Source organism: Streptomyces sp. NPDC002574 (assembly GCF_042889545.1).
Taxonomy (GTDB): Bacteria; Actinomycetota; Actinomycetes; order Streptomycetales; family Streptomycetaceae; genus Actinacidiphila.
Map to the genome: position 1 here is coordinate 43,140 of NZ_JBIARB010000004.1, position 26,335 is coordinate 69,474.

At 71.9% G+C, this 26,335-nt stretch carries 23 protein-coding genes and 1 pseudogene; 12 read left to right on the forward strand and 12 right to left on the reverse strand.

From position 1 onward, the window contains the following. Positions 1-36: 36 nt before the first annotated feature. Genes ACFYXS_RS10095 through dnaK form a run of 6 tightly spaced genes read right to left on the reverse strand, consistent with a single transcriptional unit; the run spans position 37 to position 7,031 of the window. Positions 37-498 (reverse strand): thioredoxin family protein, encoded by a 462-nt coding sequence (locus ACFYXS_RS10095; protein WP_389245914.1) that lies wholly within the window; start codon positions 496-498, stop codon positions 37-39. A 19-nt stretch (positions 499-517) separates the two neighbouring features. Beyond that, positions 518-3,166 (reverse strand): ATP-dependent chaperone ClpB, encoded by a 2,649-nt coding sequence (clpB, locus tag ACFYXS_RS10100; RefSeq protein WP_389245916.1) that lies wholly within the window; start codon positions 3,164-3,166, stop codon positions 518-520. Continuing rightward, a complete protein-coding gene (locus ACFYXS_RS10105; RefSeq protein WP_389245918.1) occupies positions 3,157-3,570 on the reverse strand; it encodes a chaperone modulator CbpM in 414 nt (137 codons plus the stop codon). Before ACFYXS_RS10105 ends, clpB begins: the two co-directional genes overlap by 10 nt. After that, positions 3,567-4,541, reverse strand: a complete 975-nt coding sequence (locus tag ACFYXS_RS10110; protein ID WP_389245920.1) for a DnaJ C-terminal domain-containing protein — start codon at positions 4,539-4,541, stop codon at positions 3,567-3,569. Before ACFYXS_RS10110 ends, ACFYXS_RS10105 begins: the two co-directional genes overlap by 4 nt. 6 nt (positions 4,542-4,547) lie before the next feature. Continuing rightward, complete coding sequence (locus ACFYXS_RS10115; protein ID WP_389245922.1) at positions 4,548-5,111, reverse strand: nucleotide exchange factor GrpE; 564 nt, start codon at positions 5,109-5,111, stop codon at positions 4,548-4,550. Positions 5,112-5,120: 9 nt separating this feature from the next. After that, positions 5,121-7,031 (reverse strand): molecular chaperone DnaK, encoded by a 1,911-nt coding sequence (gene dnaK / locus ACFYXS_RS10120; protein ID WP_389245924.1) that lies wholly within the window; start codon positions 7,029-7,031, stop codon positions 5,121-5,123. Between the two features lie 320 nt (positions 7,032-7,351). Here dnaK and ACFYXS_RS10125 point away from each other — a divergent pair, with 320 nt between their 5' ends. The 7 genes and pseudogenes from ACFYXS_RS10125 to rny all read left to right on the forward strand — a co-directional run bounded on the left by ACFYXS_RS10125 (position 7,352) and on the right by rny (position 14,844). After that, entirely contained in the window at positions 7,352-9,091 is a 1,740-nt protein-coding gene (locus ACFYXS_RS10125) for a PucR family transcriptional regulator (RefSeq protein ID WP_389245926.1), read from the forward strand. Positions 9,092-9,104: 13 nt separating this feature from the next. Beyond that, entirely contained in the window at positions 9,105-9,776 is a 672-nt protein-coding gene (locus tag ACFYXS_RS10130; RefSeq protein ID WP_389245928.1) for an MEDS domain-containing protein, read from the forward strand. Positions 9,777-9,838: 62 nt separating this feature from the next. Further along, entirely contained in the window at positions 9,839-10,033 is a 195-nt protein-coding gene (locus ACFYXS_RS10135; RefSeq protein ID WP_389245930.1) for a DUF3046 domain-containing protein, read from the forward strand. 114 nt (positions 10,034-10,147) lie between these two features. Then, positions 10,148-11,356 (forward strand): AI-2E family transporter, encoded by a 1,209-nt coding sequence (locus ACFYXS_RS10140; RefSeq protein ID WP_389245932.1) that lies wholly within the window; start codon positions 10,148-10,150, stop codon positions 11,354-11,356. Positions 11,357-11,525: 169 nt separating this feature from the next. After that, complete coding sequence (gene recA, locus ACFYXS_RS10145; RefSeq protein ID WP_389245934.1) at positions 11,526-12,683, forward strand: recombinase RecA; 1,158 nt, start codon at positions 11,526-11,528, stop codon at positions 12,681-12,683. Continuing rightward, positions 12,620-13,252, forward strand: a pseudogene (gene recX / locus ACFYXS_RS10150) (recombination regulator RecX); the annotation flags it as partial. The gene recA and the pseudogene recX, both read left to right, overlap by 64 nt. A 98-nt stretch (positions 13,253-13,350) precedes the next feature. Then, the gene (rny, locus tag ACFYXS_RS10155; RefSeq protein WP_389245936.1) at positions 13,351-14,844 is read left to right on the forward strand and encodes a ribonuclease Y; all 1,494 of its coding nucleotides are present in this window, start codon (positions 13,351-13,353) and stop codon (positions 14,842-14,844) included. Positions 14,845-14,897: 53 nt separating this feature from the next. On the opposite strand, the gene ACFYXS_RS10160 is transcribed toward rny, so the two are convergent. From ACFYXS_RS10160 to ACFYXS_RS10180, 5 genes are all read right to left on the reverse strand, one after another. Further along, entirely contained in the window at positions 14,898-16,553 is a 1,656-nt protein-coding gene (locus ACFYXS_RS10160) for an FAD-dependent monooxygenase (protein WP_389245938.1), read from the reverse strand. Between the two features lie 105 nt (positions 16,554-16,658). Then, positions 16,659-17,507, reverse strand: a complete 849-nt coding sequence (locus ACFYXS_RS10165; RefSeq protein ID WP_389245940.1) for an amino acid ABC transporter permease — start codon at positions 17,505-17,507, stop codon at positions 16,659-16,661. Then, positions 17,504-18,151: an amino acid ABC transporter permease gene (locus tag ACFYXS_RS10170; RefSeq protein ID WP_389245942.1), complete on the reverse strand. Its 648-nt coding sequence runs from the start codon at positions 18,149-18,151 to the stop codon at positions 17,504-17,506. The genes ACFYXS_RS10165 and ACFYXS_RS10170 overlap by 4 nt, the downstream gene beginning before the upstream one ends. 153 nt (positions 18,152-18,304) lie before the next feature. Then, entirely contained in the window at positions 18,305-19,222 is a 918-nt protein-coding gene (locus tag ACFYXS_RS10175) for a glutamate ABC transporter substrate-binding protein (RefSeq protein WP_389245944.1), read from the reverse strand. Positions 19,223-19,248: 26 nt separating this feature from the next. After that, a complete protein-coding gene (locus ACFYXS_RS10180; protein ID WP_389245946.1) occupies positions 19,249-20,025 on the reverse strand; it encodes an amino acid ABC transporter ATP-binding protein in 777 nt (258 codons plus the stop codon). A 303-nt stretch (positions 20,026-20,328) separates the two neighbouring features. Here ACFYXS_RS10180 and ACFYXS_RS10185 point away from each other — a divergent pair, with 303 nt between their 5' ends. Continuing rightward, the gene (locus tag ACFYXS_RS10185) at positions 20,329-21,042 is read left to right on the forward strand and encodes a response regulator transcription factor (protein WP_389245948.1); all 714 of its coding nucleotides are present in this window, start codon (positions 20,329-20,331) and stop codon (positions 21,040-21,042) included. A 12-nt stretch (positions 21,043-21,054) separates the two neighbouring features. Then, positions 21,055-22,443: a sensor histidine kinase gene (locus ACFYXS_RS10190; RefSeq protein ID WP_389245950.1), complete on the forward strand. Its 1,389-nt coding sequence runs from the start codon at positions 21,055-21,057 to the stop codon at positions 22,441-22,443. On the opposite strand, the gene ACFYXS_RS10195 is transcribed toward ACFYXS_RS10190, so the two are convergent. Beyond that, positions 22,418-23,185 (reverse strand): GntR family transcriptional regulator, encoded by a 768-nt coding sequence (locus tag ACFYXS_RS10195; RefSeq protein ID WP_389245953.1) that lies wholly within the window; start codon positions 23,183-23,185, stop codon positions 22,418-22,420. The two genes, ACFYXS_RS10190 and ACFYXS_RS10195, sit on opposite strands and share 26 nt — an antisense overlap. Positions 23,186-23,454: 269 nt before the next feature. Between ACFYXS_RS10195 and ACFYXS_RS10200 the strand changes: the two genes are divergently transcribed. The 3 genes from ACFYXS_RS10200 to ACFYXS_RS10210 are packed head-to-tail and all read left to right on the forward strand — an operon-like array spanning position 23,455 to position 26,332. Beyond that, the gene (locus ACFYXS_RS10200) at positions 23,455-24,606 is read left to right on the forward strand and encodes an ABC transporter substrate-binding protein (protein ID WP_389245956.1); all 1,152 of its coding nucleotides are present in this window, start codon (positions 23,455-23,457) and stop codon (positions 24,604-24,606) included. An 8-nt stretch (positions 24,607-24,614) separates the two neighbouring features. Then, a complete protein-coding gene (locus tag ACFYXS_RS10205) occupies positions 24,615-25,508 on the forward strand; it encodes an ABC transporter permease (protein ID WP_389246866.1) in 894 nt (297 codons plus the stop codon). Further along, positions 25,496-26,332, forward strand: a complete 837-nt coding sequence (locus tag ACFYXS_RS10210) for an ABC transporter permease (RefSeq protein WP_389245958.1) — start codon at positions 25,496-25,498, stop codon at positions 26,330-26,332. The genes ACFYXS_RS10205 and ACFYXS_RS10210 overlap by 13 nt, the downstream gene beginning before the upstream one ends. Positions 26,333-26,335: the final 3 nt, after the last annotated feature.

Below are 26,335 nucleotides of genomic sequence, written 5' to 3' on the forward strand. Positions count from 1 at the left end.
CACCATGACAGTGCTCCTTCCGCCGGCCGGGCGGCGTCAGCCGCGGTCCGCGATGCTCTCCTCCACCCATCGGCGCAGTTCGTGGTCGGGCGCCGCGCCCGCCCGCCGGGCGATCTCCTCGCCCCGGCCGAGCAGGACCAGGGTCGGCACCGCCATCACCTGGAAGCGCTGTGCGATCGCCGGCGCGCGGTCGATGTCGACCTTGACGAGCTTGAGCCTCCCGGCGAGCTGCCGGGCGACCCGTTCCAGCGCGGGGCTCACCAGACGGCAGGGACCGCACCAGGTGGCCCACAGGTCCACCAGCACGACCGGGGCCGTCTCCCCGGTGGTCCCGGCGATCCCGTCGAAGTCGTCGTCGCCCGCGTCGACGATCCACGGCAGCGCGGCGCCGCAGTTGCCGCAGCGGGGCCGCCCCTGCGCCGCCACCGGCACGCGGTTCGTGCGCCCGCAGGTGCCGCAGGCGACGGTGGTGCTCCGGTTCACGGACGTCACGGACATGATCGCTCCCGCCTCCCTCTCACGAGGCCAGCCGGCCCTGGGCGGTCGTCCGCGGCCGGTCGCCGTAGGTCACCACCAGTTCGCCGTCCCGGGCGTCGACCCCGATCGCCGTGCCGTCCCGCACGTCGCCGCGGATCAGAGCCCGGCCCACCAGCGTCTCCACCTCGTGGGAGATGTACCGGCGCAGCGGCCGGGCGCCGTAGACGGGGTCGAAGCCCTGCTCGGCGATCAGCTCGCGGGCGGCGTCGCTGAGTTCGACGGTGATCCGCCGCTCCGCCAGCCGCCGGCGCAGGTCGTCGATCTGCAGCTCGACGATGCGCTCGATCTGCTTCAGGCCGAGCGGCTTGAACAGCACGATGTCGTCGACGCGGTTGAGGAACTCGGGCCGGAAGTGGCTCTGCAGCTCGCCCATCACCAGCGCCCGGGCATCGGGCTTGACCTCGCCGTCGGGGGTGACGCCGTCGAGCAGGTGGGCCGAGCCGATGTTGGAGGTCATGATGACGATGGTGTTGCGGAAGTCGACGGTGCGGCCCTGCGCGTCGGTGATCCGGCCGTCGTCGAGCACCTGGAGCAGGGTGTTGAACACGTCGGGGTGGGCCTTCTCGATCTCGTCGAAGAGCACCACCGAGTACGGCTTGCGGCGCACGGCCTCGGTGAGCTGGCCGCCCTCCTCGTAGCCGACGTACCCCGGAGGGGCGCCGACCAGCCGGCTGACGGTGTGCCGTTCCTGGTACTCGCTCATGTCGAGCCGGACGATGTTCTCCTCGGTGTCGAAGAGCGTCGCGGCCAGCGCCTTGGCCAGCTCGGTCTTCCCGACGCCCGTGGGGCCGAGGAAGATGAACGAGCCGATGGGGCGCCGCGGGTCGCGGATGCCGGACCGGGCCCGGATGATGGCGTCGGTGACCAGCCGGACGGCCTCGTCCTGACCGATCACGCGCTCCGTGAGGATCTCGTCCAGGCGCAGCAGCTTCTCCCGCTCGCCCTCCTGGAGCCGGGCCACCGGGATGCCGGTCCAGGCGGCGACGATCTCGGCGATCTCGTCCTCGGTGACGACCTCGCGCAGCAGCCGGTTGTCGCCCTGCTTGGCGGCGAGGGCCTCCTCCTCGGCGGCCAGCCGCCGTTCGAGATCGGTGAGCCTGCCGTAGCGCAGTTCCGCCGCGCGGTTGAGGTCGTAGGCGCGTTCGGCCTTCTCGGCCTCCTGGCGTACCTGCTCCAGCTCCTGGCGCAGTTGCTGCACCCGCCGGATGGCCTGGCGCTCGGCCTCCCACTGGGCCTGCATCGCGTCCGCCCGGGCGCGCAGGTCGGACAGTTCGCGGCGCAGCTCCTCCAGGCGCGTGGCGCTGGCCGGGTCCGTCTCCTTGACCAGGGCCGCGTCCTCGATCTCCAGGCGGGTCACCCGCCGTGTGATCTCGTCCAGTTCGGCCGGCATGGAGTCGATCTCGGTCCGCAGCCGGGCGCACGCCTCGTCCACCAGGTCGATGGCCTTGTCCGGCAGGAAGCGGTCGGAGATGTAGCGGTGGCTCAGCGTCGCCGCCGCGACCAGCGCGGTGTCCTGGATCTTCACGCCGTGGAAGACCTCCAGGCGCTCGCGCAGCCCGCGCAGGATGGACACGGTGTCCTCCACGCTCGGCTCGTCCACCAGCACCTGCTGGAAGCGGCGTTCCAGGGCCGCGTCGGACTCGACGTACTTGCGGTACTCCTCCAGTGTGGTGGCGCCGATCATGTGCAGTTCGCCGCGTGCCAGCATCGGCTTGAGCATGTTCCCGGCGTCCATGGCGCCCTCGGACCCGCCGCCCGCGCCCACCACTGTGTGCAGTTCGTCGACGAAGAGCAGGATGCGGCCCTCGCCGCCCTTGACCTCGCTCAGCACGGCCTGCAGCCGCTCCTCGAACTCGCCGCGGTACTTGGCGCCCGCCACCAGCAGGCTCATGTCGAGGGAGAAGATCGTCTTGTCGCGCAGGCCGTCGGGGACGTCACCGCGGACGATCCGCTGCGCCAGCCCCTCCACGATGGCCGTCTTGCCGACACCGGGATCGCCGATCAGCACGGGGTTGTTCTTCGTCTTGCGGCTGAGGATCTGGATGACCCTGCGGATCTCCGCGTCCCTGCCGATGACCGGGTCCATACTGCCGCCGCGCGCCTCGGCGACCAGATCGCGGCCGTACTTCTCCAGCGCCTCGTAGGAGGCCTCGGGGGTGGCCGAGGTGACCCGCTGGTTGCCGCGGATCCGGGTCAGCGCCGTGAGGAACCCGTCCTTGGTGACGCCGTTCTCCTTGAGCAGCCGGCCCGAGGCGGTGCGCGAGCCCTCGTCGGCCAGCGCCAGCACCAGGTGCTCCACGGACACGTACTCGTCCTTGAGCCGCCTGGCCTCCTGCTCCGCGGTGTCCAGCAGCCCGGCCAGCCGCTGGGTGATGTACACCTGGCCCGGAGTGGCGCCGGGTCCGGTCACCTTGGGACGGCGCGCCAGTTCCTCGGACAGCTCCTTGCGCAGCGCCCCGACCTGCGCACCGCTCCGCTCGAACAGCCGGGGTACGAGGCCGTCCGGCTGGTCGAGGAGGGCGAGCAGCAGGTGCTCGCCGTCGACCTCGGTCTGGTGCAGCCGGCCGGCGATCGTCTGCGCCTCCTGCAGCGCCTCCTGGGACTTCTGGGTGAGCCGGTTCATATCCACGATTCATCACTCCTGGAGCCGGCGTTCGCCCTCCTCAGGGCGGCCTCGAGTTCGGCGATCCGGTCGAGCAGATCGAGCACGACGCCCAACGAGGCGTAGTTCAGTGACAGTCCGGCCCGCAGCCGCTGGACGCGGGCCAGCTTCGCCGGGACGGTCGGCGCGAACCACAGCCGGCCTTCGGCGTCCCGGTCCGCGTCGACCAGGCCGAGGGCGACGAACCTGCGCACGAGGTCGGGGTGGAGGCCCGAACGCCGCGCGACGAGCTCCAGGTCGAGCCGGCGGACCGGCACCATGGCCGTTCCGCGCACGACGACGTTCAGGCCCGGCCGGTGCGCGGGGGCGGCCTTCCGGACGTCAGGAGCCGGCTGCCGGACGGCGGCTCGGGGCCGCGGATCGCTGGTCATCCTTGCTTCCTCGGGTCGAAGGACGAGACGTCGGCCAGCTCCTCGTAGAGCCGGCGCTCCCGGTCGGTGACATCGGTCGGCACCATGACCCGGACCTCCGCGTACAGATCGCCCGCGGAGCCGCGGGGGTCGGGCATGCCCTCGCCGCGCAGACGGAGCCTGCGCCCGCTGGACGAGCCGCCCGGGACGGTCACCTTGGCGGTGCCCCCGGGCGTGGGGACCGGCACCGTAGCGCCGAGCGCCGCCTCCCAGGGCGTGACCGGCAGGACGACGTGGATGTCCCGGCCCTCCAGGCGGAACCGCGGATCGGGCTGGATCCGCACGCGCAGGTACAGATCGCCCGGCGGTGCGTCGCCGCTGCCGCGACCGCCCTGGCCGGCCAGCCGTATGCGCTGGCCGTCGGTCACCCCGCGGGGGATCGTGACGTCGTAGGCGCGCTGCCCGGCCGGTCCGCCGAGGGTGATGCCGCGCTTCCCGCCGTGGTAGGCGTCCTCCACACTCAGCCGGATCTCGGCCTCCTGGTCGGCGCCGGGCACCGGACCGCGGGTGCCGCCGCGGCCGAACATCCCGCCGAACAGGTCCTCGAAGTCGACGCCTTCGAACCCCTCGGCGCCGTCCGAGACGAAGCGGACCCGGCTGCCGTCGCCCCCACCTCCGCCTCCGCCGGGCCATCCGGACCAGCCACCGCCCGTGCGGGCCCTCCCCCCGGCCCCGACGCCCGCGCCCACGCGTTCGTCGTAGTCCTCGGGAACGCGGCGGAAATCCTCGCCGAAGCGGTCGTAGCGCCGCCGCGTGGCGGGGTCGGACAGCGCGCCGTACGCGTCGTTGAGCTCCTTGAAGCGCTCCTCCGCCCCCGGGTCCTTGTTGATGTCGGGGTGGAACTTGCGGGCCTGGGAGCGGAACGCCTGCTGGATCTCCTCGGAGGTCGCGTCACGCGCCACCCCGAGCACCTGGTAGTAGTCCCGTGCCATCGGTCGTCACTCCTGACGCTTGGCGACCACGACGGAGGCCGGGCGCAACTGCGACCCGTCCTCGCCGTAGCCGGGACGCACCACCTGGACCACGGAGTTCGGCTCCGCCGCCGGGTCGTCGACCACCCCGACGACCTCGTGGCGGGCCGGGTCGAAGGGCACCCCGGTCTCCTCGTGGCGGGAGTACCCGAGACCGCGCAGCACGTCCACGGCCTGGTCGCGCACCGCCTTGACGCCCTCCAGCACGGCGGAGGAGTCCGACCTGGCGTGGACGATGGCCAGTTCGAGGTTGTCGACCACGGGCAGCCAGGCGGCCGCCGTGCGGGTGCGTTCGGTGAGCCGTTCACGCTCCAGCTCCCTGGCCTGCCGCTTGCGGACGTTGTCCAGGTCGGCGAGGGCGCGACGCCAGCGGTCCTGCAACTCCTCCAGCGCGGCGGCCTGTTCGTCCGGCCCGGGGGCGGCACCGGCGGCGGCCGCCCCCGTCACCTCCTGCGGGGCCTGCCCGGGGACCTCGGCCGGGACGTCGACGGGCTCGGGCCGGGGCGTCGTCGGTTCCTGTTCGGTGGACATGGGCGCCCATCAGCCCTTGTCGAACTCGGCGTCGATCACGTCGTCGTCGGCGCCCGCGCCGCCGACGCGGCTCTCCTGCCCCGCGCCTGCTCCGGCGGCCGGTTCCTGCGCCCCGGGACCCGCGGAGGGCCGGGCCGCGGTCAGTGAGGCGTGGACCTGCTGGAGGTCCGAGGACAGCGACCGGACGCGGTCCAGCGCCGCCTCCTGCTTGACGGCCTCCCTGGCGTCGGCCACGAGCATCTCCGCCCGTGCCTTCTCGTGCGCCGGGGCGGCGTCGCCCAGCTCGTCGAGCCGGCGCTCCACCTGGTAGGCGACCGCGTCCAGCTCATTGCGGGCGTCCACGCCCTCGCGCAGCGCCTTGTCCTCGCCGCGGTGCTGCTCGGCCTCCCGGACCATCCGCTCGATCTCGCCCTGTTCGAGGTTGGACCCCTCGCTGATGGTGATGCCCTGCTCGGCGCCGGTGTCCTTGTCGCGCGCGGTGACGTTCAGGATGCCGTTGGCGTCGACGTCGAAGGTGACCTCGACCTGCGGTTCCCCGCGGGGTGCGGGCCGGATGTCCTTGAGCTGGAAGCGGCCGAGCACGCGGTTGTCGGCCGCGGACTCGCGCTCGCCCTGCAGCACCACCACGTCCACCGCCGGCTGGTTGTCCTCCGCGGTCGAGAACGTCTCGGCGCGGCGCACCGGGACGGTGGTGTTCCGGTCGATGATCTTGGTCATCACGCCGCCGCGGGTCTCCACGCCGAGCGACAGCGGGGTCACGTCCAGCAGCAGGACGTCCTTGACCTCGCCCTTGAGCACGCCGGCCTGGATGGCGGCACCCAGGGCCACGACCTCGTCCGGGTTGACGCTCATGTTGGGTTCCTTGCCGCCGGTCAGCCGGCGGACCAGCTGCTGGACGGCGGGGATGCGCGTGGAGCCGCCGACGAGGATGACCTCGTCGATGTCGTTCTCGCCGATCTTGGCGTCGGACATCGCCTGCTTGACCGGCCCCATGGTGCGTTCGACCAGGTCCGCGGTGATCTGCTCGAAGGTGGAGCGCATGACCGTCTCGGTCAGGTGCTTCGGGCCGGACGCGTCGGCGGTGATGAACGGCAGGCTCACCTGCGTCTGCGTCACCGAGCTCAGCTCCGTCTTGGCCTTCTCCGCGGCCTCGAAGAGGCGCTGCAGCGCCTGCGGGTCCTTGCGCAGGTCGATGCCGTTCTCCTTCTGGAACCGGTCCGCGAGGTAGTCCACCAGGCGGCGGTCGAAGTCGTCGCCGCCCAGGTGGCTGTCGCCCGCCGTGGACCGCACCTCGACCACGCCGTCCCCGACGTCGAGCAGGCTCACGTCGAAGGTGCCGCCGCCCAGGTCGAAGACGAGCACCGTCTCGTGCTCCTTCTTGTCCAGGCCGTAGGCGAGCGCGGCCGCGGTCGGCTCGTTGATGATGCGGAGGACCTCCAGGCCCGCGATGCGGCCGGCGTCCTTGGTGGCGGTGCGCTGGGCGTCGTTGAAGTAGGCGGGCACCGTGATGACCGCCTCCGTCACGCGCTCTCCGAGCTGCTTCCCGGCGTCGTCGGCGAGCTTGCGCAGCACCAGGGCGCTGATCTCCTCCGGCGCGTAGAGCTTGTCGCGGATCTTGAAGCGCGCGTTGCCGTGCTCGTCGGGCACGACGTCGAAGCCGACGGCCTTCGCCTCCTCCGGGATCTCGTCGTACCGGCGGCCGATGAAGCGCTTGGCCGAGTAGATGGTGCCCTTCGGGTTGAGGATCGCCTGCCGCCGGGCGAGCTGGCCGACCAGGCGCTCGCCGGTGTCGGTGAACGCGACCACCGACGGGGTCGTGCGGTTGCCCTCGGAGTTGGGGATCACCGTCGCCTCCCCGCCCTCCCAGGCGGCGATCACCGAGTTGGTGGTCCCGAGGTCGATCCCGACTGCCTTGGCCATGGGGTGCTCCTTCACATCGAGGGCTTCCCGCCCGTCCGCGCGCTGTGCTGCGGACCGGCACCGGGGGCCGGCGGCCGCCCTGCAGGAGACCTGTGGGCACAAGGCGGCGCAATGGAGGGCCCCCGGCGCCGGCATCGCCTCCAGCGTCCCGGCCGGAACCGGGCGGCTGCCTGCGCCTGCCAGTACCAAATCCGCGGTGTTTCTCGTCCTGGCAGCACAAGGTGTCGATTAGGTACAAAAATGAGCAAATCGTGCATGACTCGGCCAGGAGCGGTGATGGGGCGTGCAGGAGTGGTTCGTCGAAGAGGAGCCGGCTCACCATGAGCGCTTCCATGAGCGAGGCCGACCGGGTCCGCATGGTCCGCACGGCCTGTACGGCCCGCACCAGGAACTGGGACCAGGAACACCTGGCGAATCTCTACAGCCTCTTCGTCCTCTCGATGATCATGAACGACGGCCGGGACGAGGCCGACATCATGCGGCTGGCCCTGACGTCCGTCGCGGCGCTCGGCCCCTGCCGGGCGGAGGCCTGCCACCTCACCGCCGACGGGTCCGGTGCCGACGTCCCCTCGGCCGGACGGCGCGCCGTGCCAGGACTCGGCGACCGCCTGCGGCAGCTGGACGGCAGGGAAGGCCCCGTCCTCGTGCGCGGGCGCGCCTGGGGCTGGGCCTTCGCCCTGCACACCCGCGGCGGCGGCATCGGGCACCTGGTGGTCAGCGCGCCCACGACGCCCACAGACGACGAGCGCTTCCTGATCCACGTGCTCGCCCAGCAGACCTCGGCCGCCCTGGCGAACGCCACGGCCCGGTGCCGCGAACGCGAGCACGCCGAGGAACTGCGGCGGCTCAACGAGGAACGGGAGAGCGTGAACGCACAGCTCGCCGCGTCCGTCGCCGAGCTCACCTACCAGCGGACCGTCCACGAGGTGCTCAGCGAGGCGACGGCGAGCGGCAGCGGCGTGGCGGGCATCGCCGCCGCCGTCCACCGGCTCACCGGCTGCCCCGTGGCCATCGAGGACCGCTTCGGCAACCTGCGGGCCTGGGCCGGTCCCGGCCGCCCCGATCCGTACCCCAAGTCCGACGCCGACCGGCGCGAACTGCTGCTGCAGGAGGCCGCCCGCCGGCTGCGGCCGCTGCGCGTCGGCGACCGCCTCATCGCCGTGGTCCAGCACCGCGGCGAGGTCCTGGGGGCCATGGCGCTGGTCGCCGCGCCGGACCGCCGTGACGAACAGGACGAGTTCACCCTCGACCACGCGTGCACCGCGCTCTCCCTGGAACTGGCCCACCTGCACAGCCTCGCCGAGGTGGAACTGCGGCTGCGCCGCGAGCTCGTGGACGACCTGGTCGCGGGGACCGACGACGAGAGCGCGTACGCCCGCGCCGCCGCGATCGGGCACGACCTGCACGGCCCCCACTACCCGGCCGCCGTCCAGTGGGAGGGCCGGGCGGCCGACGACGCCTTCGTCCAGGCGGTCGGCCGCGCCGCCGCGGGACTGCGGCTGCGGTGCCTGCCGGCGCGGCGGTCGGGCATGGCCGTGCTCGTCTTCCAGGGGCGGCCCCCCGCGGACGCGCTCCACCAGGCGGTCTCCCGCGAACTGGGCACCGCCAGGGGCGCGATCGGTGTGGGAGGCCGCTGCGACGCCCCGAGCGACCTTCCGCGCTCCTTCCAACAGGCGCTCAGGGCCCTGGAGGTGCGCTGCCGCTCCCAGTCCCCCAACGGTGCCACGACCTTCGACGACCTGGGCTTCTACCGCATCCTCGGACTGGGCGACGGCGACTACCAGGAGGTCAGGCACTTCGTCCGGGAATGGCTCGGCCCGCTCCTGGACTACGACGCCGCGCACCACTGCGACCTGGCCCGCACCCTTGCGCAGTACTTCGAGTGCGGGGGCAACTACGACGCGACGGCCGCCGCTCTGGGCATCCACCGCAGCACGCTGCGCTACCGGCTGCAGCGCATCCGCGACATCGGCGGGAACGACCTCACGGACGTCGACAGCCGGCTCAACCTGCACGTTGCGACGCGGGTGTGGAGGGTCCTGGACGGCGGCGGTCCGTGACGAGGAGCACTCCATGGAGCAGCATGTCGCCGCCGGGGCGGCCTCCCTGACCGTCGCCACCGCGGGCGGCGTGCCCCTGCGCCGGGGCGACCACCTCTGCGCCTTCTACCGGGGACGCGCGGAACGCGACCGGCTCGTCACCCCCTTCCTCGCGGACGGGCTCCGCAAGGGGCACGTCTGCGCGCTGCTGGCCGCGGACGAGGGCCGGGTGTACCGCGAGGCGCTGGCCGCCGAGGTGCCGTCCCTCGGCCGGGCGGCCGACCGTCTCCTGATCAGGGACCCGCGGGACGTCTACCTGCGGAACGGGGCTTTCGACGGGGCCCTCGACGGGGCCCTCGACGGGGCCTTCGGCGGGGACGGGGTCGGCGAGGGGAGCGGGAACGGCCGTCCCGGGCTGCTGCGGATCGCCGTGGACATGAGCTGGGCGTACCCCCTGGTGCGGCCGGACTTCGTCCGCGAGCTGGTGGAGCACGAGACGCGCGCCGCTTCCCGGCCGAGGGCCTGTCCGCAGGTGGGCGTCCGCATGTACGACCTCGAACTCTTCGGCGGGGACCTGATCATCCCCATGGTCAAGGCGCACCCCAGGGTGTGGCTCAGCGGCATGGTCGTGGAGAACCCTTACTACCTCGGCCAGGATCTCGATCCGGGACCCGGCTCCGGCCCTGCGGGAGCCGTGGTGAACTGACGCCCGCGGCCGTCACTCGGCCCGTCCGTGGTCCGTCCGCGCGACACGCGATACTGGGCGGCATGAAGCTGACGGTGTTCTGGGAGCGGATGCACGCGCACTTCGGCGATGCCTACGCCGACTCGTTCGCGCGTGACCATGTCATGTCCGAGCTGGGCGGCCGGACCGTGTACCAGGCGCTGGAGGCGGGCTGGGCGGCGAAGGACGTCTGGCGCGCGGTGTGCGCCGCCATGGACGTACCGGCCTCACGGCGCTGACCACTGCGCGAGACTGTGCCCGTGGCAGGAAGCGACGAGACGACGAGCCGTATACCCTCCGGGCCGCCCGGGGGCCCGGAGGAGGGCGCCGGGGACGGCGCCGGGATGCCGAGGATGCCCCGGTGGCTGCCGCGGGCCATGGTGCTGGCGGTGGCGCTGCTGGCCGCGCTCCAACTGGCGGAGTGGGCCTTCCACCAGGTCATCGGGCTGCTGGTGAACATCCTGCTGGCCTTCTTCGCCGCCCTGGCGATGGAGCCGGCGGTGGACTGGATGGCCGCCCGCGGCATGCGCCGGGGGCTGGCGACGGGGCTGGTCTTCCTCGCGGTCCTGGTCCTGGGCGGGGTCTTCGTGGTGCTGCTGGGGTCGCTGCTGGTGGACCAGATCACCTCGATCGGCCGGAATCTGCCGGAGTACGTCGACGACGTGGTGCTGTGGGTCAACCACACCTTCGGCACCGACCTGTCCGTCGGCAAGCTGCAGCAGAACGTCCTGCACTCCGACTGGCTGCGCAATTACGTGCAGAAGCAGGCGGGCAATGTCTGGGGGCTGTCGGCGACCGTCCTGGGCGGGGTCTTCCAGGTGCTGACGATCACCCTGTTCACTTTCTACTTCGCCGCCGACGGCCCCCGGCTGCGGCGGGCGGTGTGCTCGGTGCTGCCGCCGGCCCGGCAGGCGGAGGTGCTGCGCGCCTGGGAGATAGCCGTCGCCAAGACGGGCGGCTACCTCTACTCGCGGGCGCTGATGGCGCTGATCTCCGCGGTCGCCCACTACGTGCTCTTCCAGGTCCTCGGCATCCCGTACGCCCCGGCGCTGGCGGTGTGGGTCGGCGTGGTCTCGCAGTTCGTGCCGACGGTCGGCACCTACCTGGCCGGGGCGCTCCCGATGCTCATCGCGTTCACGCAGGACCCGTGGGACGCGGTGTGGGTGCTCGGGTTCGTCGTGGTCTACCAGCAGTTCGAGAACTACCTGGTGCAGCCGCGGATCACCGCGCGCACCGTGGACATCCACCCGGCGGTGGCCTTCGGCTCGGTCATCGTGGGCACCGCGCTGCTCGGCGCGGTCGGGGCGCTGGTGGCGATCCCGGCGACGGCGACCCTGCAGGGTTTCCTCGGGGCGTACGTGAAGCGGTACGCGGTGACCGACCCGCGGGCCCACGAGCCGCAGCCGCGGCGGATCCGGTGGCCGCGGATGCCGTGGAGGCCGACGGACGGCGATGGTGGGTCCGGTGGGTCCAGTGATTCCGGTGGTTCCGGTGGTTCCGGCGGGTCCGGGGGTTCGGGCCACGACGGGGGCGACCGGGACGGTGGCGGCGGTGGCGCCTGAGCCGTGCGTGTCGCTTGACACGCAAATCGAACATCCATTCTCATGAGTGTGGCGGGCCGATTTCCACGGAGTTATCCACAGGCCCGAGCGACGCCGGGACGCATTGTCAGTGGCAGGCAGTAGCGTCTTGGACGTGAAGCGAACGACTCAGACACCCAGGGTGGAACCCATGGCAGGAACCGATCGCGAGAAGGCGCTCGACGCCGCGCTCGCACAGATTGAACGGCAGTTCGGCAAGGGTGCCGTCATGCGCCTCGGCGACCGGCCGAACGAGCCCATCGAGGTCATCCCGACGGGATCCACTGCCCTGGACGTCGCGCTCGGCGTCGGCGGCCTGCCGCGCGGCCGCGTGGTCGAGGTCTACGGCCCGGAGTCCTCCGGCAAGACGACTCTGACGCTGCACGCGGTGGCCAACGCCCAGCGCGCCGGCGGCAAGGTCGCCTTCGTGGACGCCGAGCACGCCCTCGACCCCGACTACGCCAAGCGCCTCGGCGTGGACGTGGACTCGCTGCTGCTCTCCCAGCCGGACAACGGCGAGCAGGCGCTCGAGATCACCGACATGCTGATCCGCTCCGGCGCGCTGGACCTCATCGTGATCGACTCCGTGGCGGCCCTCGTGCCGCGGGCCGAGATCGAGGGCGAGATGGGTGACTCGCACGTGGGTCTCCAGGCCCGTCTGATGAGCCAGGCGCTGCGCAAGATCACCGGTGCGCTCCACCAGTCCAAGACCACCGCGATCTTCATCAACCAGCTCCGCGAGAAGGTCGGCGTCATGTTCGGCTCGCCGGAGACCACCACCGGTGGCCGCGCGCTGAAGTTCTACGCCTCCGTGCGCCTGGACATCCGCCGCATCGAGACCCTGAAGGACGGTACCGACGCGGTCGGCAACCGCACCCGCGTCAAGGTCGTCAAGAACAAGGTCGCGCCGCCCTTCAAGCAGGCCGAGTTCGACATCCTCTACGGCCACGGCATCAGCCGCGAGGGCGGCCTGATCGACATGGGTGTGGACCACGGCTTCATCCGCAAGTCCGGCGCCTGGTACACCTACGAGGGCGACCAGCTCGGCCAGGGCAAGGAGAACGCGCGCAACTTCCTGCGCGACAACCCCGACCTCGCCGACGAGATCGAGAAGAAGATCAAGGAGAAGCTCGGCGTCGGCGTCCGGCCCGAGGCTCCGGGCGAGCAGCCCGGCGCCGACGCCGCCGGTCCTGCCGCGCCGGCCGAGGCTGACGCTCCCGCTCCGGCGACCGCGGCCGCAGCCGCGACGGCCCCGGCGGCCAAGGCCGTCAAGGCGACCAAGGCCACTGCGGCGGCAGCCAAGGCCTGACGGTGGCATCCGGGCACAAGGATCGTGGTGGCTCTTTCTCGTCGAGGGCCGAGCAAGAGCCGCCACTCGACCCCGTGGAGCAGGCGCGGGCGCTCTGCCTGCGCCTGCTCACGGGGACCCCGCGCACGCGCAAGCAACTCGCGGACGCCATGCGCCGCCGGGACATCCCGGAGGAGGCGGCCGAGGAGGTGCTGGAGCGGTTCGAGGACGTGGGGCTCATCGACGACCAGGCCTTCGCCCACGCATGGGTGGAGTCCCGGCACCGCGGCCGGGGTCTTGCGCGGCGCGCCCTCGCCCAGGAGCTGCGCACCCGGGGTGTCGACGCGGAGGCGATCGGCCATGCCGTCGAGCAACTCGACGCCGAGCAGGAGGAGTCCACGGCCCGCGCCCTCGTCGACCGCAAGCTGCGGGCCACCCGCGGTCTGGACCGGGACAAGCGCATCCGCCGGCTCGCCGGCATGCTCGCCCGCAAGGGGTACGCGGAGGGTCTCGCCCTGAGGGTGGTGCGCCGCGCCCTGGAGGAGGAGGGTGACGACCCGGAGGCGCTGGAGTACTACCTGCCGGACTGAACCATCGTTGAGGTTCCTTGACCGTGCCTCTGAGTCGACTTAGCCTCACAACTGGTGAGGTGAGGGATCGTGGCCTCGCAGACACGGGAGTTGGTGCCATGGGCATCGCGCTGGGGACCGGATCCGTACTCACTGTCGTGGCCGTCTCCGTCACGGTCGTCGTCGTTTCCGCTGTGATCTCGTTCGCGCTGCTGTTGCGGCTGCGTGCGGAACGTGAGCGGCTCCGCGCGGCCGCCGAGCGCGAGGCCCGGGAGATCCGGGCCACCGCCAAGGAGGAAGTCCGCGAGATCCGGGCCGAGTTGGAGCGTCGTGAGCAGCGGCTCATCGACCGTGAGGCCCGTATCGACGCCGAGTCCGAGCAACTTCACCGGCGCCGCCGCGAATTGGCGGACGAGCGCGACGAGCTGGACCGCCGCCGCGCCGAGGTGAACCGGCTGGAGGACGAGCGGCGTGCGGTGCTGGAGCGGGTGGCCCTCTACACCGCGACCGAGGCCCGCGGCGACCTGATCCGCTCCGTCGAGCAGCAGGCCAAACGCGAAGCCGCCCTGACCGTGCGGGACATCGAGCGCGCCGCCCGCGACCGCGGGGAGGAGCGGGCCCGGCGCATCGTGGCCGCCGCGATCCAGCGGGTGGCGACGGAGCAGACCGCCGAGTCCGTGGTCTCGGTGCTGCAGCTGCCCGGGGACGACATGAAGGGCCGCATCATCGGCCGCGAGGGGCGCAACATCCGGGCCTTCGAGGCCATCACCGGCGTCAATCTGATCATCGACGACACGCCCGAGGCGGTGCTGCTCTCCTGCTTCGACCCGGTGCGCCGCGAGGTCGCCCGCCTCGCGCTGGATGCGCTGGTCACCGACGGCCGCATCCACCCGCACCGCATCGAGGAGGTCTACGAGCGCAAGGTCGCCGAGGTCGAGCAGTTGTGCGTCCGGCACGGGGAGGACGCGCTGACCGAGGTCGGCATCACCGACATGCACCCGGAGCTGGTGACCCTGCTCGGGCGGCTGCGGTACCGGACCTCGTACGGGCAGAACGTGCTCGGCCACCTCCTGGAGTCCGCGCACATCGCCGGCATGATGGCCGCCGAACTCGGCGTCGAGCCCGCCCCGGTCAAGCGCGGCTCCCTGCTGCACGACATCGGCAAGGCCCTCACGCACGAGGTCGAGGGCAGCCACGCCCTCATCGGCGCGGACCTCGCGCGCCGGCACGGCGAGTCCGAGGACGTCGTCCACGCCATCGAGGCCCACCACAACGAGGTCGACCCGCGCACCGTCGAAGCCGTCCTCACCCAGGCCGCCGACGCCATCTCCGGCGGCCGCCCCGGCGCCCGCCGCGAGTCCCTGGAGAGCTACGTCCGCCGCCTCAAGCGCCTGGAGCAGATCGCCGCAGCCCAGCCCGGCGTTGTCAAGGTCTTCGCCATGCAGGCCGGCCGCGAGGTCCGTGTGATGGTCCGCCCCGACGACGTCGACGACATCCAGGCCCAGGTCATCGCCCGTGACGTCGCCAAACAGGTCGAGGAGGAACTCACCTACCCCGGCCAGATCCGCATCACCGTCGTCCGCGAGTCCCGCGCCACCGAGTTCGCCCGCTGAGCGGGCGAACCGGCGATGCGGTGATGCGGTGATGCGCGACCGGTGACCGCCGCTCAGTGCGGGACGGGGTCCTCCACCGGTGACGGGGGGCCGCCGCGGGCGAGGTCGGCGTAGGCGTAGAGCTCGGTCGGACGGCAACCGGTCATCACGGCGACGAGGTGGCCGTCGGGGCGGATCAGGAGCACGCTGTGCGCCGTGGAGCCCGGATAGGCGTCCGTGACAAGGAGTTCGGCGCGCTGGGGGAGAGCGGAGACCGCTTTGGCGAGCCGTGGCATCAGCCCCGCGGTGAGCCAGTGCCGGCTCTCCCACACACCTGTGCCGGGGGCGACGAGGACGACCAGCAGGTCCCGCCCCAGGTGCTCGTACAGATGCCCCTGGGAGCCGTCGAGGGCCGTGACGGGGACGTCGGTCACGGCGCCGCCGGGCGGTGTGGCGCAGGCGGCGATCAGCGGGGACGGCGCGTCGGCGGGGCCGCCCGCGGAGGGCGGGGCGGAGCCGCGCGGCGCCGGCAGTGCGAGCGGGGACCGGGTGTAGACCGGCGAGGCCCCCAGGGGACCGCGCCCGATGTGGCTGTCGGTGAGGAGTTCGGCGTACCGCCGGGCGGAGCCGGAGAGCACCGAGCGCCGGACGGTGTGCCAGACGCCGTTGGCCCGCAGCAGCGGCAGCACCTGGTCGGTGGCGCGCAGCCGGGCACCGACCGCGCCGCGCCGCTCGGCCTGGTAGCTGTCGAGCAGGGTGTCGGAGGCCCCGTGGTGCCAGGCCAGCGACAGCTTCCAGCCGAGGTTGTCCGCGTCGCGCAGGCCCTCCTCGACGCTCTGCGCGCCGAGCGCGCCCGTCAGGTGGGCCGCGTCGCCGGCGAGGAAGACCCGTCCCGCGCGCCAGCGCCGGGCGAGGCGCTGGTGCACCGGGTACTCGGCGGAGCCCAGCAGTTCGTACGGCGGAACGCTTCCGCACCAGGCCGTGAGGGTGCCCCGGACGCGGGACACCAACTCGTCGGAGGTGAGGTCCGCGCCGCGGGCGGGCAGCAGCCAGTCCAGCCGCCACACGCCGTCCGGCAGCGGACGCGCCGTCACCTCCGGCCCCGCCCCGGGTCCCGGCGGCTCGCGGTGCAGCAGGGCCACGCCCTCGTCCGGGAGCGCGACCTTCAGCGCGGCGACCGCGTGCCGGTCGACGGCGGTGCGGCCGGGGAAGCGCACCCCCAGCAGCTTGCGCACCGTGGAGCGCGGCCCGTCGCAGCCGACCAGGTAACTGCCGCGCCACCAGGTGCCGTTGGCGCCCCGGGTGCGCACGCTCACTCCGGAGTCGTCCTGTTCCACGGCGTCCACGTGCGCCCCGGGCACGAGCCGGGCCAGGGCCTGGGACCCGATCGCGGCGCGCAGTCCGTGCTCCAGCCGTTCCTGGGTGATGTGCAGGGGGGAGGGACCCTGGCCGCCGTGCCCTTCGGTGCCGAACTCGACGCGGACGGTCTCCTGGCGGCGCCGCAGCGTCCGCCAGGCGGCCCATGTGGCGCCGTCCTCGTACAGACGGGTGTGGCCGAGCCGGGCGACCAGGGAGGCGGTCTCCGGCGTCAGGACGGCGGTGCGCTCCGGGGAGGGGGAGGGCGCGTGGTCGTACTCGTCGAGGACGATGCTCGGCACGCCGTGCCGCGCCAGGGAGAGAGCGAGGGCGAGTCCGGTCGGACCCGCCCCCGCGATGATCACCGGGTCCACGGTGCGGTCCCGGGAAGATGTGCAGTCACATTGCGTATGCAACCCACTGCGCGTGCGTGCGTCAAGTGACGACACCTGGCCGAGCGGGGTGCGCCTGGCGCACCGTCACTCCGCCGCGGCCTCCACGGCCTTGATGGCACCGGCCCTGGGCGGGGCACCCTTGCGGCTGCGGCGCCCCTGCCGTTCGATCCAGTTCGCGAGCGCGCTGAGGGCCAGGCACATCACGATGTAGATCGGCCCGATCACGATGATCATCGGGATGAAGGGGAAGCCGGCGCTGTTCTTGGCGATGAGGTTGCCCGTGTAGAGCAGTTCCTCGTAGGTGATGATGTAGCCGAGCGAGGTGTCCTTGAGGGTGACCACGACCTGGCTGATGATCGAGGGCAGCATCGCCCGCACCGCTTGCGGGATCAGCACGGAGACCATGACCTGCGTCTTGCGCAGGCCCAGGGCGTACGCCGCCTCGCGCTGCCCCTTGGGCACGGCGTTGATACCGGCCCGGAAGATCTCGGCCTGCACCGAACCGTTGTAGAGGGTCAGGCCGATCACCAGGGCCCACAGCGGGGCGGAGGTGAAGACGCCGACGTACAGCGCGAAGATCATGATGAGCAGCGGCATCGCGCGGAAGAACTCCACGACGACGGTGGCCACCCAGCGCACGGGCGCGTGGTCGGAGAGCCGGCCGGTGGCCAGCAGCGCGCCCAGCAGCAGGGAGAGGACCACGGCCAGTGCGAAGGCCTTCAGCGTGGCGAGCAGGCCGTCGACGATCCGCTGCTGGATGTCGGCATACTGGAACGGCTCCCACAGGTACGAGGCGAACTGCCCCGAGTCGTCGAGCCGCCGGTAGACGAACCACAGCAGCGCGAGGATCGCCAGCGCGGCGACCGCGCCGATGGCCCGGTTGCGGACCCGGGCCCGCGGGCCGGGGGCGTCGAAGAGGACGTTCGCGCTCATCGGGCCACCGCCAGCCGGGACTCGAGCAGCCGGAAGACGCCGCTGATGAAGAGGGTGATGATCAGGTAGGCGATCGCCACCCAGATGAAGATGACGAAGATGTTGTAGCCCTTCTCACCGAGCGTCTTCTGGACGCTGAACAGCTCGAAGACGCTGAAGCCGCCGGCGATCGCGGAGTTCTTGGCGAGCGCGATCAGCAGGCTGCCAAGCGGCGCCACCACGGTGCGGGTGGCCTGCGGCAGGATGATCAGCCGCAGCGTCTGGCTGAAGGTCATCCCGAGGCTGCGTGCGGCCTCTGCCTGGCCCAGCGGCACCGTGTTCATGCCCGAGCGCACCGCCTCGCAGATGAAGGCCGAGGTGTAGCAGCTCAGGGCGAGCACGGCGAGCTGGAAGAAGCTCCAGGTGTTCAGCCCCAGCCGGGGCAGCACCAGTGCCGCGACGAAGAAGAGCAGGGTCAGGGGGGTGTTCCGCAGCAGCGTGACCCAGACCGTGCCGAACCAGCGCAGCGGCGGCACGGGGGACACCCGGAACGCGGCCATGACCACCCCGAGCACCAGGGCGATCGCCCCGCTGAGCGCGGTCAGCTCGACCGTGCCGAGGAACCCCTCGCGGAAGAGCGCGAAGTTGTCCAGCAGTACGTTCATCGATTCTCCGAAACCGATTCTCCGAAGGGGTGCGCCGGCGGCCGCACCGGGCCGCCGGCGCATCACGCTCGGGCTGTGCCGGGGGAGGGGGGCCCGGGACGGGCCCGCGTCGGGGACCCGGACGGGCCGGGTCCCCCTGCGGCGCGCGGGAGGTCAGGACTGGAGCTGCGGGATCTCGGCGCTCACGCCGGACTTGCCGAGCGTGGCGTCGTAGGCCTTCTTCCAGTCGCCGTTGTCCTCGTGGTTCTTCAGGGCCTCGGTGACCGCCTTCTGCAGGACGGAGTCGTCCTTGAGCAGGCCGACGCCGTAGGGCTCCTCGGAGAACGGCTTGCCGATGACCTCCAGGTTGGCCGGGTCCTGCGCGGCGTAGCCCTTGAGGATGGCGTCGTCGGTGGTGACGGCGTCGACCTGGCCGGAGGCGAGGTTCTGCACGCACAGCGAGTACGAGTCGTACTCGACGGTCTTGGCGCCGTAGCCGCCGTCCTTGATGCGCTGGATGGAGGTGGAGCCGGTGGCCGAGCAGACCTTCTTGCCCTTGAGGTCGTCGGTGCTCTTGATGCCGCCGCCCTTCTTGACCAGGAGGTCCTGGCCCGCGACGAAGTACGGGCCGGCGAAGGAGATCTGCTTCTTGCGCTCGTCGTTGATCGTGTAGGTGCCGACGTAGTAGTCGACCTGGCCGCCGGAGATGGCGGTCTCGCGGTTGGCCGACTGGATCGTCTTGAACTCGATCTTGCTCTCGTCGAAGCCCAGGTCGGCGGCGACCATCTTGGCGATCTCGATGTCGAAGCCCGAGTACTTCTTGCTGCCCGGGTCCTGGTAACCCAGGTTCGGCTGGTCGGCCTTGACGCCGATGACGAGCTTGCCGTCCTTCTTGATCCGGTCCCAGGTCTTGGAGCCGGCCAGGTCCACGCCGGACTTGACGGTGTACGAGGGCAGCTCGGCGGCGGCGGCGCTGCTGGAGCCGCCCGTGGGCGCGCTGGAGGAGGGCGAGCCCTCCTTGCCGCACGCGGTGGCGGTGGCGGTCAGCGCCAGGACGGCGAGTCCGGCGGCGGCAGTGGTACGGAACCTCATCGTCATCATCCTTAGGTCGGCAAACCTCAGTGGTGGAGGATCTTCGAAAGGAAGTCCTTGGCCCGGTCGCTCCGGGGATTGCTGAAGAACTGGTCCGGCGTCGCCTGTTCGACGATCCGGCCGTCGGCCATGAAGACCACCCGGTTGGCGGCGGACCGCGCGAAGCCCATCTCGTGGGTGACGACGACCATCGTCATGCCGTCGCGGGCGAGCTGCTGCATGACCTCCAGCACCTCGTTGATCATCTCCGGGTCCAGCGCGGAGGTCGGCTCGTCGAAGAGCATCACCTTCGGCTCCATCGCCAGCGCGCGGGCGATGGCGACGCGCTGCTGCTGGCCGCCGGAGAGCTGGGCCGGGTACTTGTCCGCCTGGCTGGCCACGCCCACCCGGTCCAGCAGGGTGCGGGCGCGTTCCTCGGCGGACCTCTTGTCGGTCTTGCGGACCTTGATCTGCCCGAGCGTCACGTTCTCGAGCACGGTCTTGTGAGCGAAGAGGTTGAAGGACTGGAACACCATGCCGACGTCGGCGCGCAGCCGGGCGAGCTCCTTGCCCTCCGCGGGCAGCGGCTTGCCGTCGACGGTGATGCGGCCCGCGTCGATGGTCTCCAGCCGGTTGACGGCGCGGCACAGGGTCGACTTGCCCGACCCGGACGGGCCGATGACGACCACGACCTCACCGCGTCCGATGGTCAGGTTGATGTCCTGGAGCACGTGCAGGGCGCCGAAGTGCTTGTTCACGCCCTCCAGCACGACCAGGGCGTCGGCCGTGGCCGCGACGTCCTCGGTCACCGGAACCTCCGTCATCGGCGTGTGCTCCATCCTCGTCGGTTGACTCATCGGTTGACCAGACCTTGAAGATCGACCCTATTGACATCGGGGGAACCGAGTCACCCGATCTGAGGGGAACTTGAGCATCACGATCCGATTACCGAAGGGCACAATTCCTGCACTCTGGGTGAGCGCGCGGGTCGGTGGAGCGTACCGGCTCCGTAACAGTCGGGCCGCGGCGCCCGGAGTGGCTTGACGCGCGCATCGCCGATCCGCGTGGATGCGGGGGGTGGGTCATCATGGCCGGTACGTGAAGGCCCGACGGCGGGAGGTGAACGGATGAGGCTGCTGCTCGTGGAGGACGACCACCGGGTCGCCGCCGCGCTGTCCGCCGTGCTGGGCAAGCACGGGCTGCAGGTCACCCACGCCCGCAGCGGCGAGGAGGCACTGCACGCGCTGCTGCCGGACCACGGTCCGGCCTACGACGTGGTGCTGCTCGACCTCGGCCTGCCCGACCAGGACGGCTTCGAGGTGTGCAGCAGGATCCGGCTGCGCACCGCCATACCCGTGATCATGGTCACGGCCCGCGCCGACGTGCGCTCCCGCATCCACGGGCTCAACCTCGGCGCCGACGACTACGTGGTGAAGCCGTACGACACCGGAGAGCTGCTCGCCCGCATCCACGCCGTCTGCCGCCGCAAGGCGCAGGAGGGGCCCGGTGCCGAGGGCGAGGGCGGCGAGGCCGTCGCGGACGGCGGGCCGATCCGGCTCGGGCCGGTCTGCCTGGAGCCGGCCACCCGCAAGGTGACCGTCGGCGAGGAGCCGGTGGCGCTCACCCGCAAGGAGTTCGACCTGCTGGCGATGCTCGCGCAGCGGCCCGGTGTGGTGTTCCGCCGTGAGCAGATCATCAGCGAGGTGTGGCGGACGAGCTGGGAAGGGACCGGGCGCACCCTCGAGGTGCACGTGGCGTCGCTGCGCTCCAAGCTGCGGCTGCCGTCCCTGATCGAGACCGTGCGCGGGGTCGGCTACCGGCTCGTCGTGCCGTCCTCCTAGGGGGCGCGCGCGGTGCGCACCCGGCTGCTCCCCCTGCTCATCGTCCTCATGGCGGGTGTGCTGCTGGCGCTCGGCTTCCCGCTCGCCGCCAGCCTCGCCGCCGCCCAGCAGCAGCGGGTCGTCGTCGACCGCATCGACGACACCGCGCGCTTCGCCGCGCTCGCCCAGTACGTCAACACCGACACCGGTGGCGAACGCGAGGGCACCCTCAAGGCCGACCTGCTGCAGTACCAGCAGGTCTACGGCATCCGGGCCGGTGTCTTCGGCCGCGACGGGCGGCCGATCGCCTCCGCGCCGGCCGGCTGGCGGCTGCCGGAGGGCGGCGAGGCCACGACCGCGTACCGCGAGGCGCTGGCCGGGCGCCGCAGCCACGACCCCCGGCAGATCTGGCCCTGGCAGCACCGCCGGCTGCCGGTCGCCTCCCCGGTGGTGCGGGACGGCGACGTCGTCGCGGTGGTGCTCACCGACTCGCCGACCGGCGCGATGCGTTCGCGCATCCTGCGCGGCTGGCTGCTGCTGGCCGCCGGGGAACTCGCCGCCATGGCCGTGGCCGTGATGGCCGCCTTCCGGCTCACCGGCTGGGTGCTGCGCCCGGTCCGGGTGCTGGACCGGGTCACCCACGACATCGCCACCGGCCGCATGAAGTCCCGCGTCGCGGCTGCCGGCGGACCGCCCGAACTGCGCCGGCTGGCGCGCTCCTTCAACGAGATGGCCGACAACGTGGAGGAGGTGCTCGACCAGCAGCGGGCCTTCGTCGCCGACGCCTCGCACCAGTTGCGCAACCCGCTGTCGGCGCTGCTGCTGCGGATCGAGCTGCTCGGGCTGGAACTCCCCGAGGGCCACGAGGAGATCGGCTCGGTCCAGGAGGAGGGCAAGCGTCTGGCCTCCGTCCTGGACGACCTGCTGGGGCTGGCCACCGCCGAGCACGCCGAGGCCCACCTCGCCCTCGCCGACGTCGCCGCCCTCACCGCGGAACGCGTGGAGGCCTGGCGGCCCGTCGCCGACCGCGAGGGCGTGGAACTGTCCTACGACGGTGTCGCGGCGGCCACCGGGTGGGCGGACCGGATCGCGCTGTCCAGCGCGCTGGACGCCGTCATCGACAACGCCCTGAAGTTCACCCCACGGGGTGAACGGGTGCGCGTCGGCACCGCCGTCGCCGTCCGTCCCGGCCGGGTCGAGGTCACGGTGGCCGACGGCGGCCCGGGCCTGAGCGGGGACGAACTCGCCCGCGTCGGCGACCGGTTCTGGCGCAGCCCGCGCCACCAGAACGTGGACGGCTCGGGTCTGGGCCTGTCCATCGCGCGGGTCCTGCTCGCCCAGGGCGGCGGCGGCATCTCCTACGCCCCGAACGAGCCGCACGGGCTGCGGGTGACGCTCACTGTGCCGCGAACGGCTCCTTGAGGCCCGGACCGGCCTGCCGGGCCAGCGGGTTGGACCCTATGGAGTTGTGGATGCTGAAGTTGACGGCGTCCGAGCGGTAGCGGTCGTCCGACCACTCGACCGGGCGGCCCTTCTGCGTCGTGGTCACCCGCCGCACCCGCAGCAGCGGGCTGCCGCGCCGCACGCCGAGCAGTTCCGCGTCCCTGGTGCCGGCCGCGACCGCGTCGATCAGGTGCTCGCCGTAGGCGAAGACCAGGCCCGTGTCGTCGTACAGCCGCTGGGTCACCGACTCGCATTCCGGCTCTATGCGCCGCACCGCCGGGGCGATCCAGTCCGCGTACACCGTGCGCTCGACCAGGACGCTCTCGCCGTCCAGGCCGCGCAGGCGCAGCACGTACAGCACCTCGGTGCCCGGGCGCAGGTGCAGCCGCGCGGCGTCCTCCGTGCCGGCCGGGCGGGTCTCGGAGGAGACCACCTCGCCGGAGGCCGCGCGCCCCATGGCGCGGGCCCACTGGGCGAAGCTGCGCAGCTCCGCGAAGCTCTGGCTGCGCCGGCTGGCCAGGACGACCCGGCGGGCGCCCTGCCGGGAGCCGATCAGGCCCTCGGTGGTGAGCGCGGCGATCGCCTGCCGCACCGTGCCGCGCGAGACGCCGTAGCGGGCGGCCAGTTCGGTCTCCGGGGGCAGCAGGGCGCCGACCGTGTACTGCTCGTCGTCGATGGCCCGCCGCAGTTCCTCGGCGATCTCTTCGTGCCGCGCCGTCACCGCGTCCCCTTCCGTTCATTCGCCGTCTGCGCACAACAGGGGTCAGCGTAGACGAGCCGGAGCGTGCCCGTCCGCAGGGGCATCGGTCAACTTGCTGACGACGCAGATCCGTTGCCATCAGCGGCGTACTGTTCTCCGGCAGCTGTCCGGGGTTCTCGCCCTGTTAACGGAAAGGACATGGATGCCGGGCCTACTGGGGTCAACTTGTTCAAACAAGTGATGCCGGTCCTGGTCGCCCAGGACCCGACACCCCTACCCAGGAGACATCCGTGCCTGCGTCCCTCCCGAAGGCGGCAGCCGTCGCCGCCGGTCTTGCTCTGACCGCGCTGGCCCTCAGCGCCTGTGGCTCCGCCCCCTCCACCCAGACCTCCGCCGACGGCAAGAGCGCCGCCACCGCGACCTCCGCCGAGGAGTTCGGCGGCATGGACGCCCTCGTGGCCGCCGCCAAGAAGGAGGGCACCCTCAACGCGATCGCCCTGCCCCGCGACTGGGCCAACTACGGCGAGCTGATCGACGGCTTCACCAAGAAGTACGGGATCAAGATCAACGACGAGACCCCGGACGCCGCCAGCCAGGACGAGATCAACGCCGTCACCTCCCGCAAGGGCCAGGACCGCGCCCCCGACGTCCTGGACCTCGGCAGCTCCTTCGCCCTCAGCGGTGCCCAGCAGGGTCTGTTCGCCTCCTACAAGGTCGCCTCCTTCGACGACATCCCGGCCGCCCAGAAGGACGCACAGGCGCGCTGGTACAACGACTACGGCGGCTACGTCTCCATCGGCTGCGACGCCAAGGCGGTCAAGGTCTGCCCGACGTCCTTCGCCGACCTGCTCAAGCCGCAGTACAAGAGCCAGGTCGCCATGAACGGCAACCCGACCAAGTCCGGCTCCGCCTTCGGCGGCGTCTACGCGGCGGCCCTGGCCAACGGCGGCTCCTTCGACGACATCCAGGCCGGCCTGGACTTCTTCGCCAAGCTGAAGAAGAACGGCAACTACACGCCCGTCGAGTCCACCCCGGCCACCGTCGAGAAGGGCGAGACGCCCATCTCCATCGACTGGGACTACCTGAACGCCGGCTACGCCAAGGAGTTCGCCAGCAAGGGCCTGGACTGGAAGGTCGTCATCCCCGAGGACGGCAAGTACGCCCAGTACTACTCCCAGGCGATCAACAAGGACGCCCCGCACCCCGCGGCCGCGCGCCTGTGGCAGGAGTACCTCTACAGCGCCGAGGGCCAGAACCTGTGGCTCAAGGGCTTCGCCCGCCCCGTCCTGATGCCCGCCATGGAGACGGCCGGCACCCTCGACAAGGCCGCCGCCGCCGCGCTCCCCCCGGTCACCGGCACCCCGTCCTTCCCGACCGAGGACCAGCAGGCCAAGGCCAAGGACGTCCTCGCCCAGGGCTGGGCCAAGGCCGTCACCGGATGACCGACCTCATGACCGCCACCGTCGCGCCCGCCGCCGACGCCGGGGAGAAGACCCCGGCGCGGCGGCGCCCCGCCGGCTGGCTCGCGGTGGCCCCGCTGCTCGTCTTCGTGGCGATCAGTTTCGGGGCCCCCGCCCTGGCCATGCTGAACGGCGCCTTCACCGTCAAGGACCCCACCACCGGGGCCTCCTCGTACACCACGGCCAACTTGACCTCCTCCCTGCAGGGGGCCTACCTGACCGCCCTGTGGGGCAGTGTCAAGCTGTCCGCGCTCTCCGCGGCGATCGGCACCGTGTGCGGGCTGCTGCTCGCGCAGGCCGTGGTCACCTCGCGCTTCCGCGCGCTGCGCGAGGCCGTTCTGACCGCGTCGGGCGTGCTCGCCAACTTCGGCGGCGTGCCGCTCGCCTTCGCCTTCGTCGCCACCCTCGGCAACTCCGGCATCCTCACCCGGCGCCTCGGCCTCGCCGACAAGGGCTGGAACCTCTACAGCTTCTGGGGTCTGGTGATCGTCTACCTGTACTTCCTGATCCCGCTGATGGTGCTCACCGTCACCCCCGCCCTGGACGGGCTGCGGGTCCAGTGGCGCGAGGCCGCCCAGAACAACGGCGCCACCGGCGTCCAGTACTGGCGGCACGTCGCGCTGCCCGTGCTGGCCCCCTCGCTGCTCGGGGGCTTCGTGCTGCTCTTCGGCAGCGCCTTCGCCGCGTACGCCACCGCCGCCGCCATGGTCGGCAGCTCGGTGCCACTGGTTCCCCTGCAGATCGCCGACGCCATCTCCGGCAACGTGCTGGTCGGCCAGGAGAACGTCGGCCTGGCGCTCAGTCTCGACATGGTCGTCGTCGCCGGCCTGGTCATGGCGATCTACCTGCCCCTGCAACGACGGAGCGCGCGATGGCTCGTGTGACCACCGCACGACTGCGGCCCTGGCGGGGCTTCGTCCTCGCCTTCGCCGCGATCTACTTCCTGGTGCCGCTGGCCGCCTCGGTGATCTTCACCGTGGACGTCCCCGGCCAGGGCTTCACACTCGACGCCTACGGACAGATCTTCAAGGCCGAGGGTTTCACCACCAGCCTGCTGCTCTCCCTCGAGCTGGCCGTGGCCACCGTGCTCGTCGTCCTGCTCCTCATGGTGCCCGCCATGGTGGCGCTGCGGCTGTCGGCGCCCCGGCTGCGCCCCGTGATCGAGGTGGTCTGCTCGCTGCCGCTGGTCGTGCCGCCGATCGCCCTGGTGGCCGGTGTCCGCACCGTGCTGGGCTGGGGTCCGGAGTACCTGTCCAGCACGCCCCTGTTCCAGACGTTCGTGGCCGTCCAGAACCCGGACTTCCCCGTGGTGCTGGTCCTCACGGACGTGGTGATGGCGCTGCCGTTCGTCTACCGGGCGCTCGACGCGGGCCTGCGGGCCATCGACGTGCGCACCCTGGTGGAGGCCGCCCGCTCCTGCGGGGCGAGTTACCCGCGCGCCCTGATCAGCACGGTGCTCCCGAACCTGCGCGGGGCGCTGCTGAACGCCTCGTTCCTGACCCTCGCCCTCGTGCTCGGCGAGTTCACCGTCGCCTCGCTGCTCGGCTTCCAGCCCTTCGCCGTGTGGATCGTCACCGCCAGCGGTTCGCAGGCCCAGTTGTCCGTCGCCGTCTCGGTGCTCAGCCTGCTCGTCACCTGGGCGCTGCTGCTGGCACTGACCGCGTTCAGCGGACGCCGTTCCTCGACACGCACCGCCTCCCAGGAGTGACCG

What these genes read in the sequence shown, in the direction of transcription:
- ACFYXS_RS10095 (WP_389245914.1), bottom strand. Translation starts at nt 498, where the DNA reads ATGTCCGTGACGTCCGTGAACCGGAGCACCACCGTCGCCTGCGGCACC.
- ACFYXS_RS10105 (WP_389245918.1), bottom strand. Translation starts at nt 3,570, where the DNA reads ATGACCAGCGATCCGCGGCCCCGAGCCGCCGTCCGGCAGCCGGCTCCT.
- ACFYXS_RS10110 (WP_389245920.1), bottom strand. Translation starts at nt 4,541, where the DNA reads ATGGCACGGGACTACTACCAGGTGCTCGGGGTGGCGCGTGACGCGACC.
- ACFYXS_RS10115 (WP_389245922.1), bottom strand. Translation starts at nt 5,111, where the DNA reads ATGTCCACCGAACAGGAACCGACGACGCCCCGGCCCGAGCCCGTCGAC.
- dnaK (WP_389245924.1), bottom strand. Translation starts at nt 7,031, where the DNA reads ATGGCCAAGGCAGTCGGGATCGACCTCGGGACCACCAACTCGGTGATC.
- ACFYXS_RS10125 (WP_389245926.1), top strand. Translation starts at nt 7,352, where the DNA reads ATGAGCGCTTCCATGAGCGAGGCCGACCGGGTCCGCATGGTCCGCACG.
- ACFYXS_RS10130 (WP_389245928.1), top strand. Translation starts at nt 9,105, where the DNA reads ATGGAGCAGCATGTCGCCGCCGGGGCGGCCTCCCTGACCGTCGCCACC.
- ACFYXS_RS10135 (WP_389245930.1), top strand. Translation starts at nt 9,839, where the DNA reads ATGAAGCTGACGGTGTTCTGGGAGCGGATGCACGCGCACTTCGGCGAT.
- ACFYXS_RS10140 (WP_389245932.1), top strand. Translation starts at nt 10,148, where the DNA reads ATGCCCCGGTGGCTGCCGCGGGCCATGGTGCTGGCGGTGGCGCTGCTG.
- recA (WP_389245934.1), top strand. Translation starts at nt 11,526, where the DNA reads ATGGCAGGAACCGATCGCGAGAAGGCGCTCGACGCCGCGCTCGCACAG.
- rny (WP_389245936.1), top strand. Translation starts at nt 13,351, where the DNA reads ATGGGCATCGCGCTGGGGACCGGATCCGTACTCACTGTCGTGGCCGTC.
- ACFYXS_RS10165 (WP_389245940.1), bottom strand. Translation starts at nt 17,507, where the DNA reads ATGAGCGCGAACGTCCTCTTCGACGCCCCCGGCCCGCGGGCCCGGGTC.
- ACFYXS_RS10170 (WP_389245942.1), bottom strand. Translation starts at nt 18,151, where the DNA reads ATGAACGTACTGCTGGACAACTTCGCGCTCTTCCGCGAGGGGTTCCTC.
- ACFYXS_RS10175 (WP_389245944.1), bottom strand. Translation starts at nt 19,222, where the DNA reads ATGAGGTTCCGTACCACTGCCGCCGCCGGACTCGCCGTCCTGGCGCTG.
- ACFYXS_RS10180 (WP_389245946.1), bottom strand. Translation starts at nt 20,025, where the DNA reads ATGACGGAGGTTCCGGTGACCGAGGACGTCGCGGCCACGGCCGACGCC.
- ACFYXS_RS10185 (WP_389245948.1), top strand. Translation starts at nt 20,329, where the DNA reads ATGAGGCTGCTGCTCGTGGAGGACGACCACCGGGTCGCCGCCGCGCTG.
- ACFYXS_RS10205 (WP_389246866.1), top strand. Translation starts at nt 24,615, where the DNA reads ATGACCGCCACCGTCGCGCCCGCCGCCGACGCCGGGGAGAAGACCCCG.
- ACFYXS_RS10210 (WP_389245958.1), top strand. Translation starts at nt 25,496, where the DNA reads ATGGCTCGTGTGACCACCGCACGACTGCGGCCCTGGCGGGGCTTCGTC.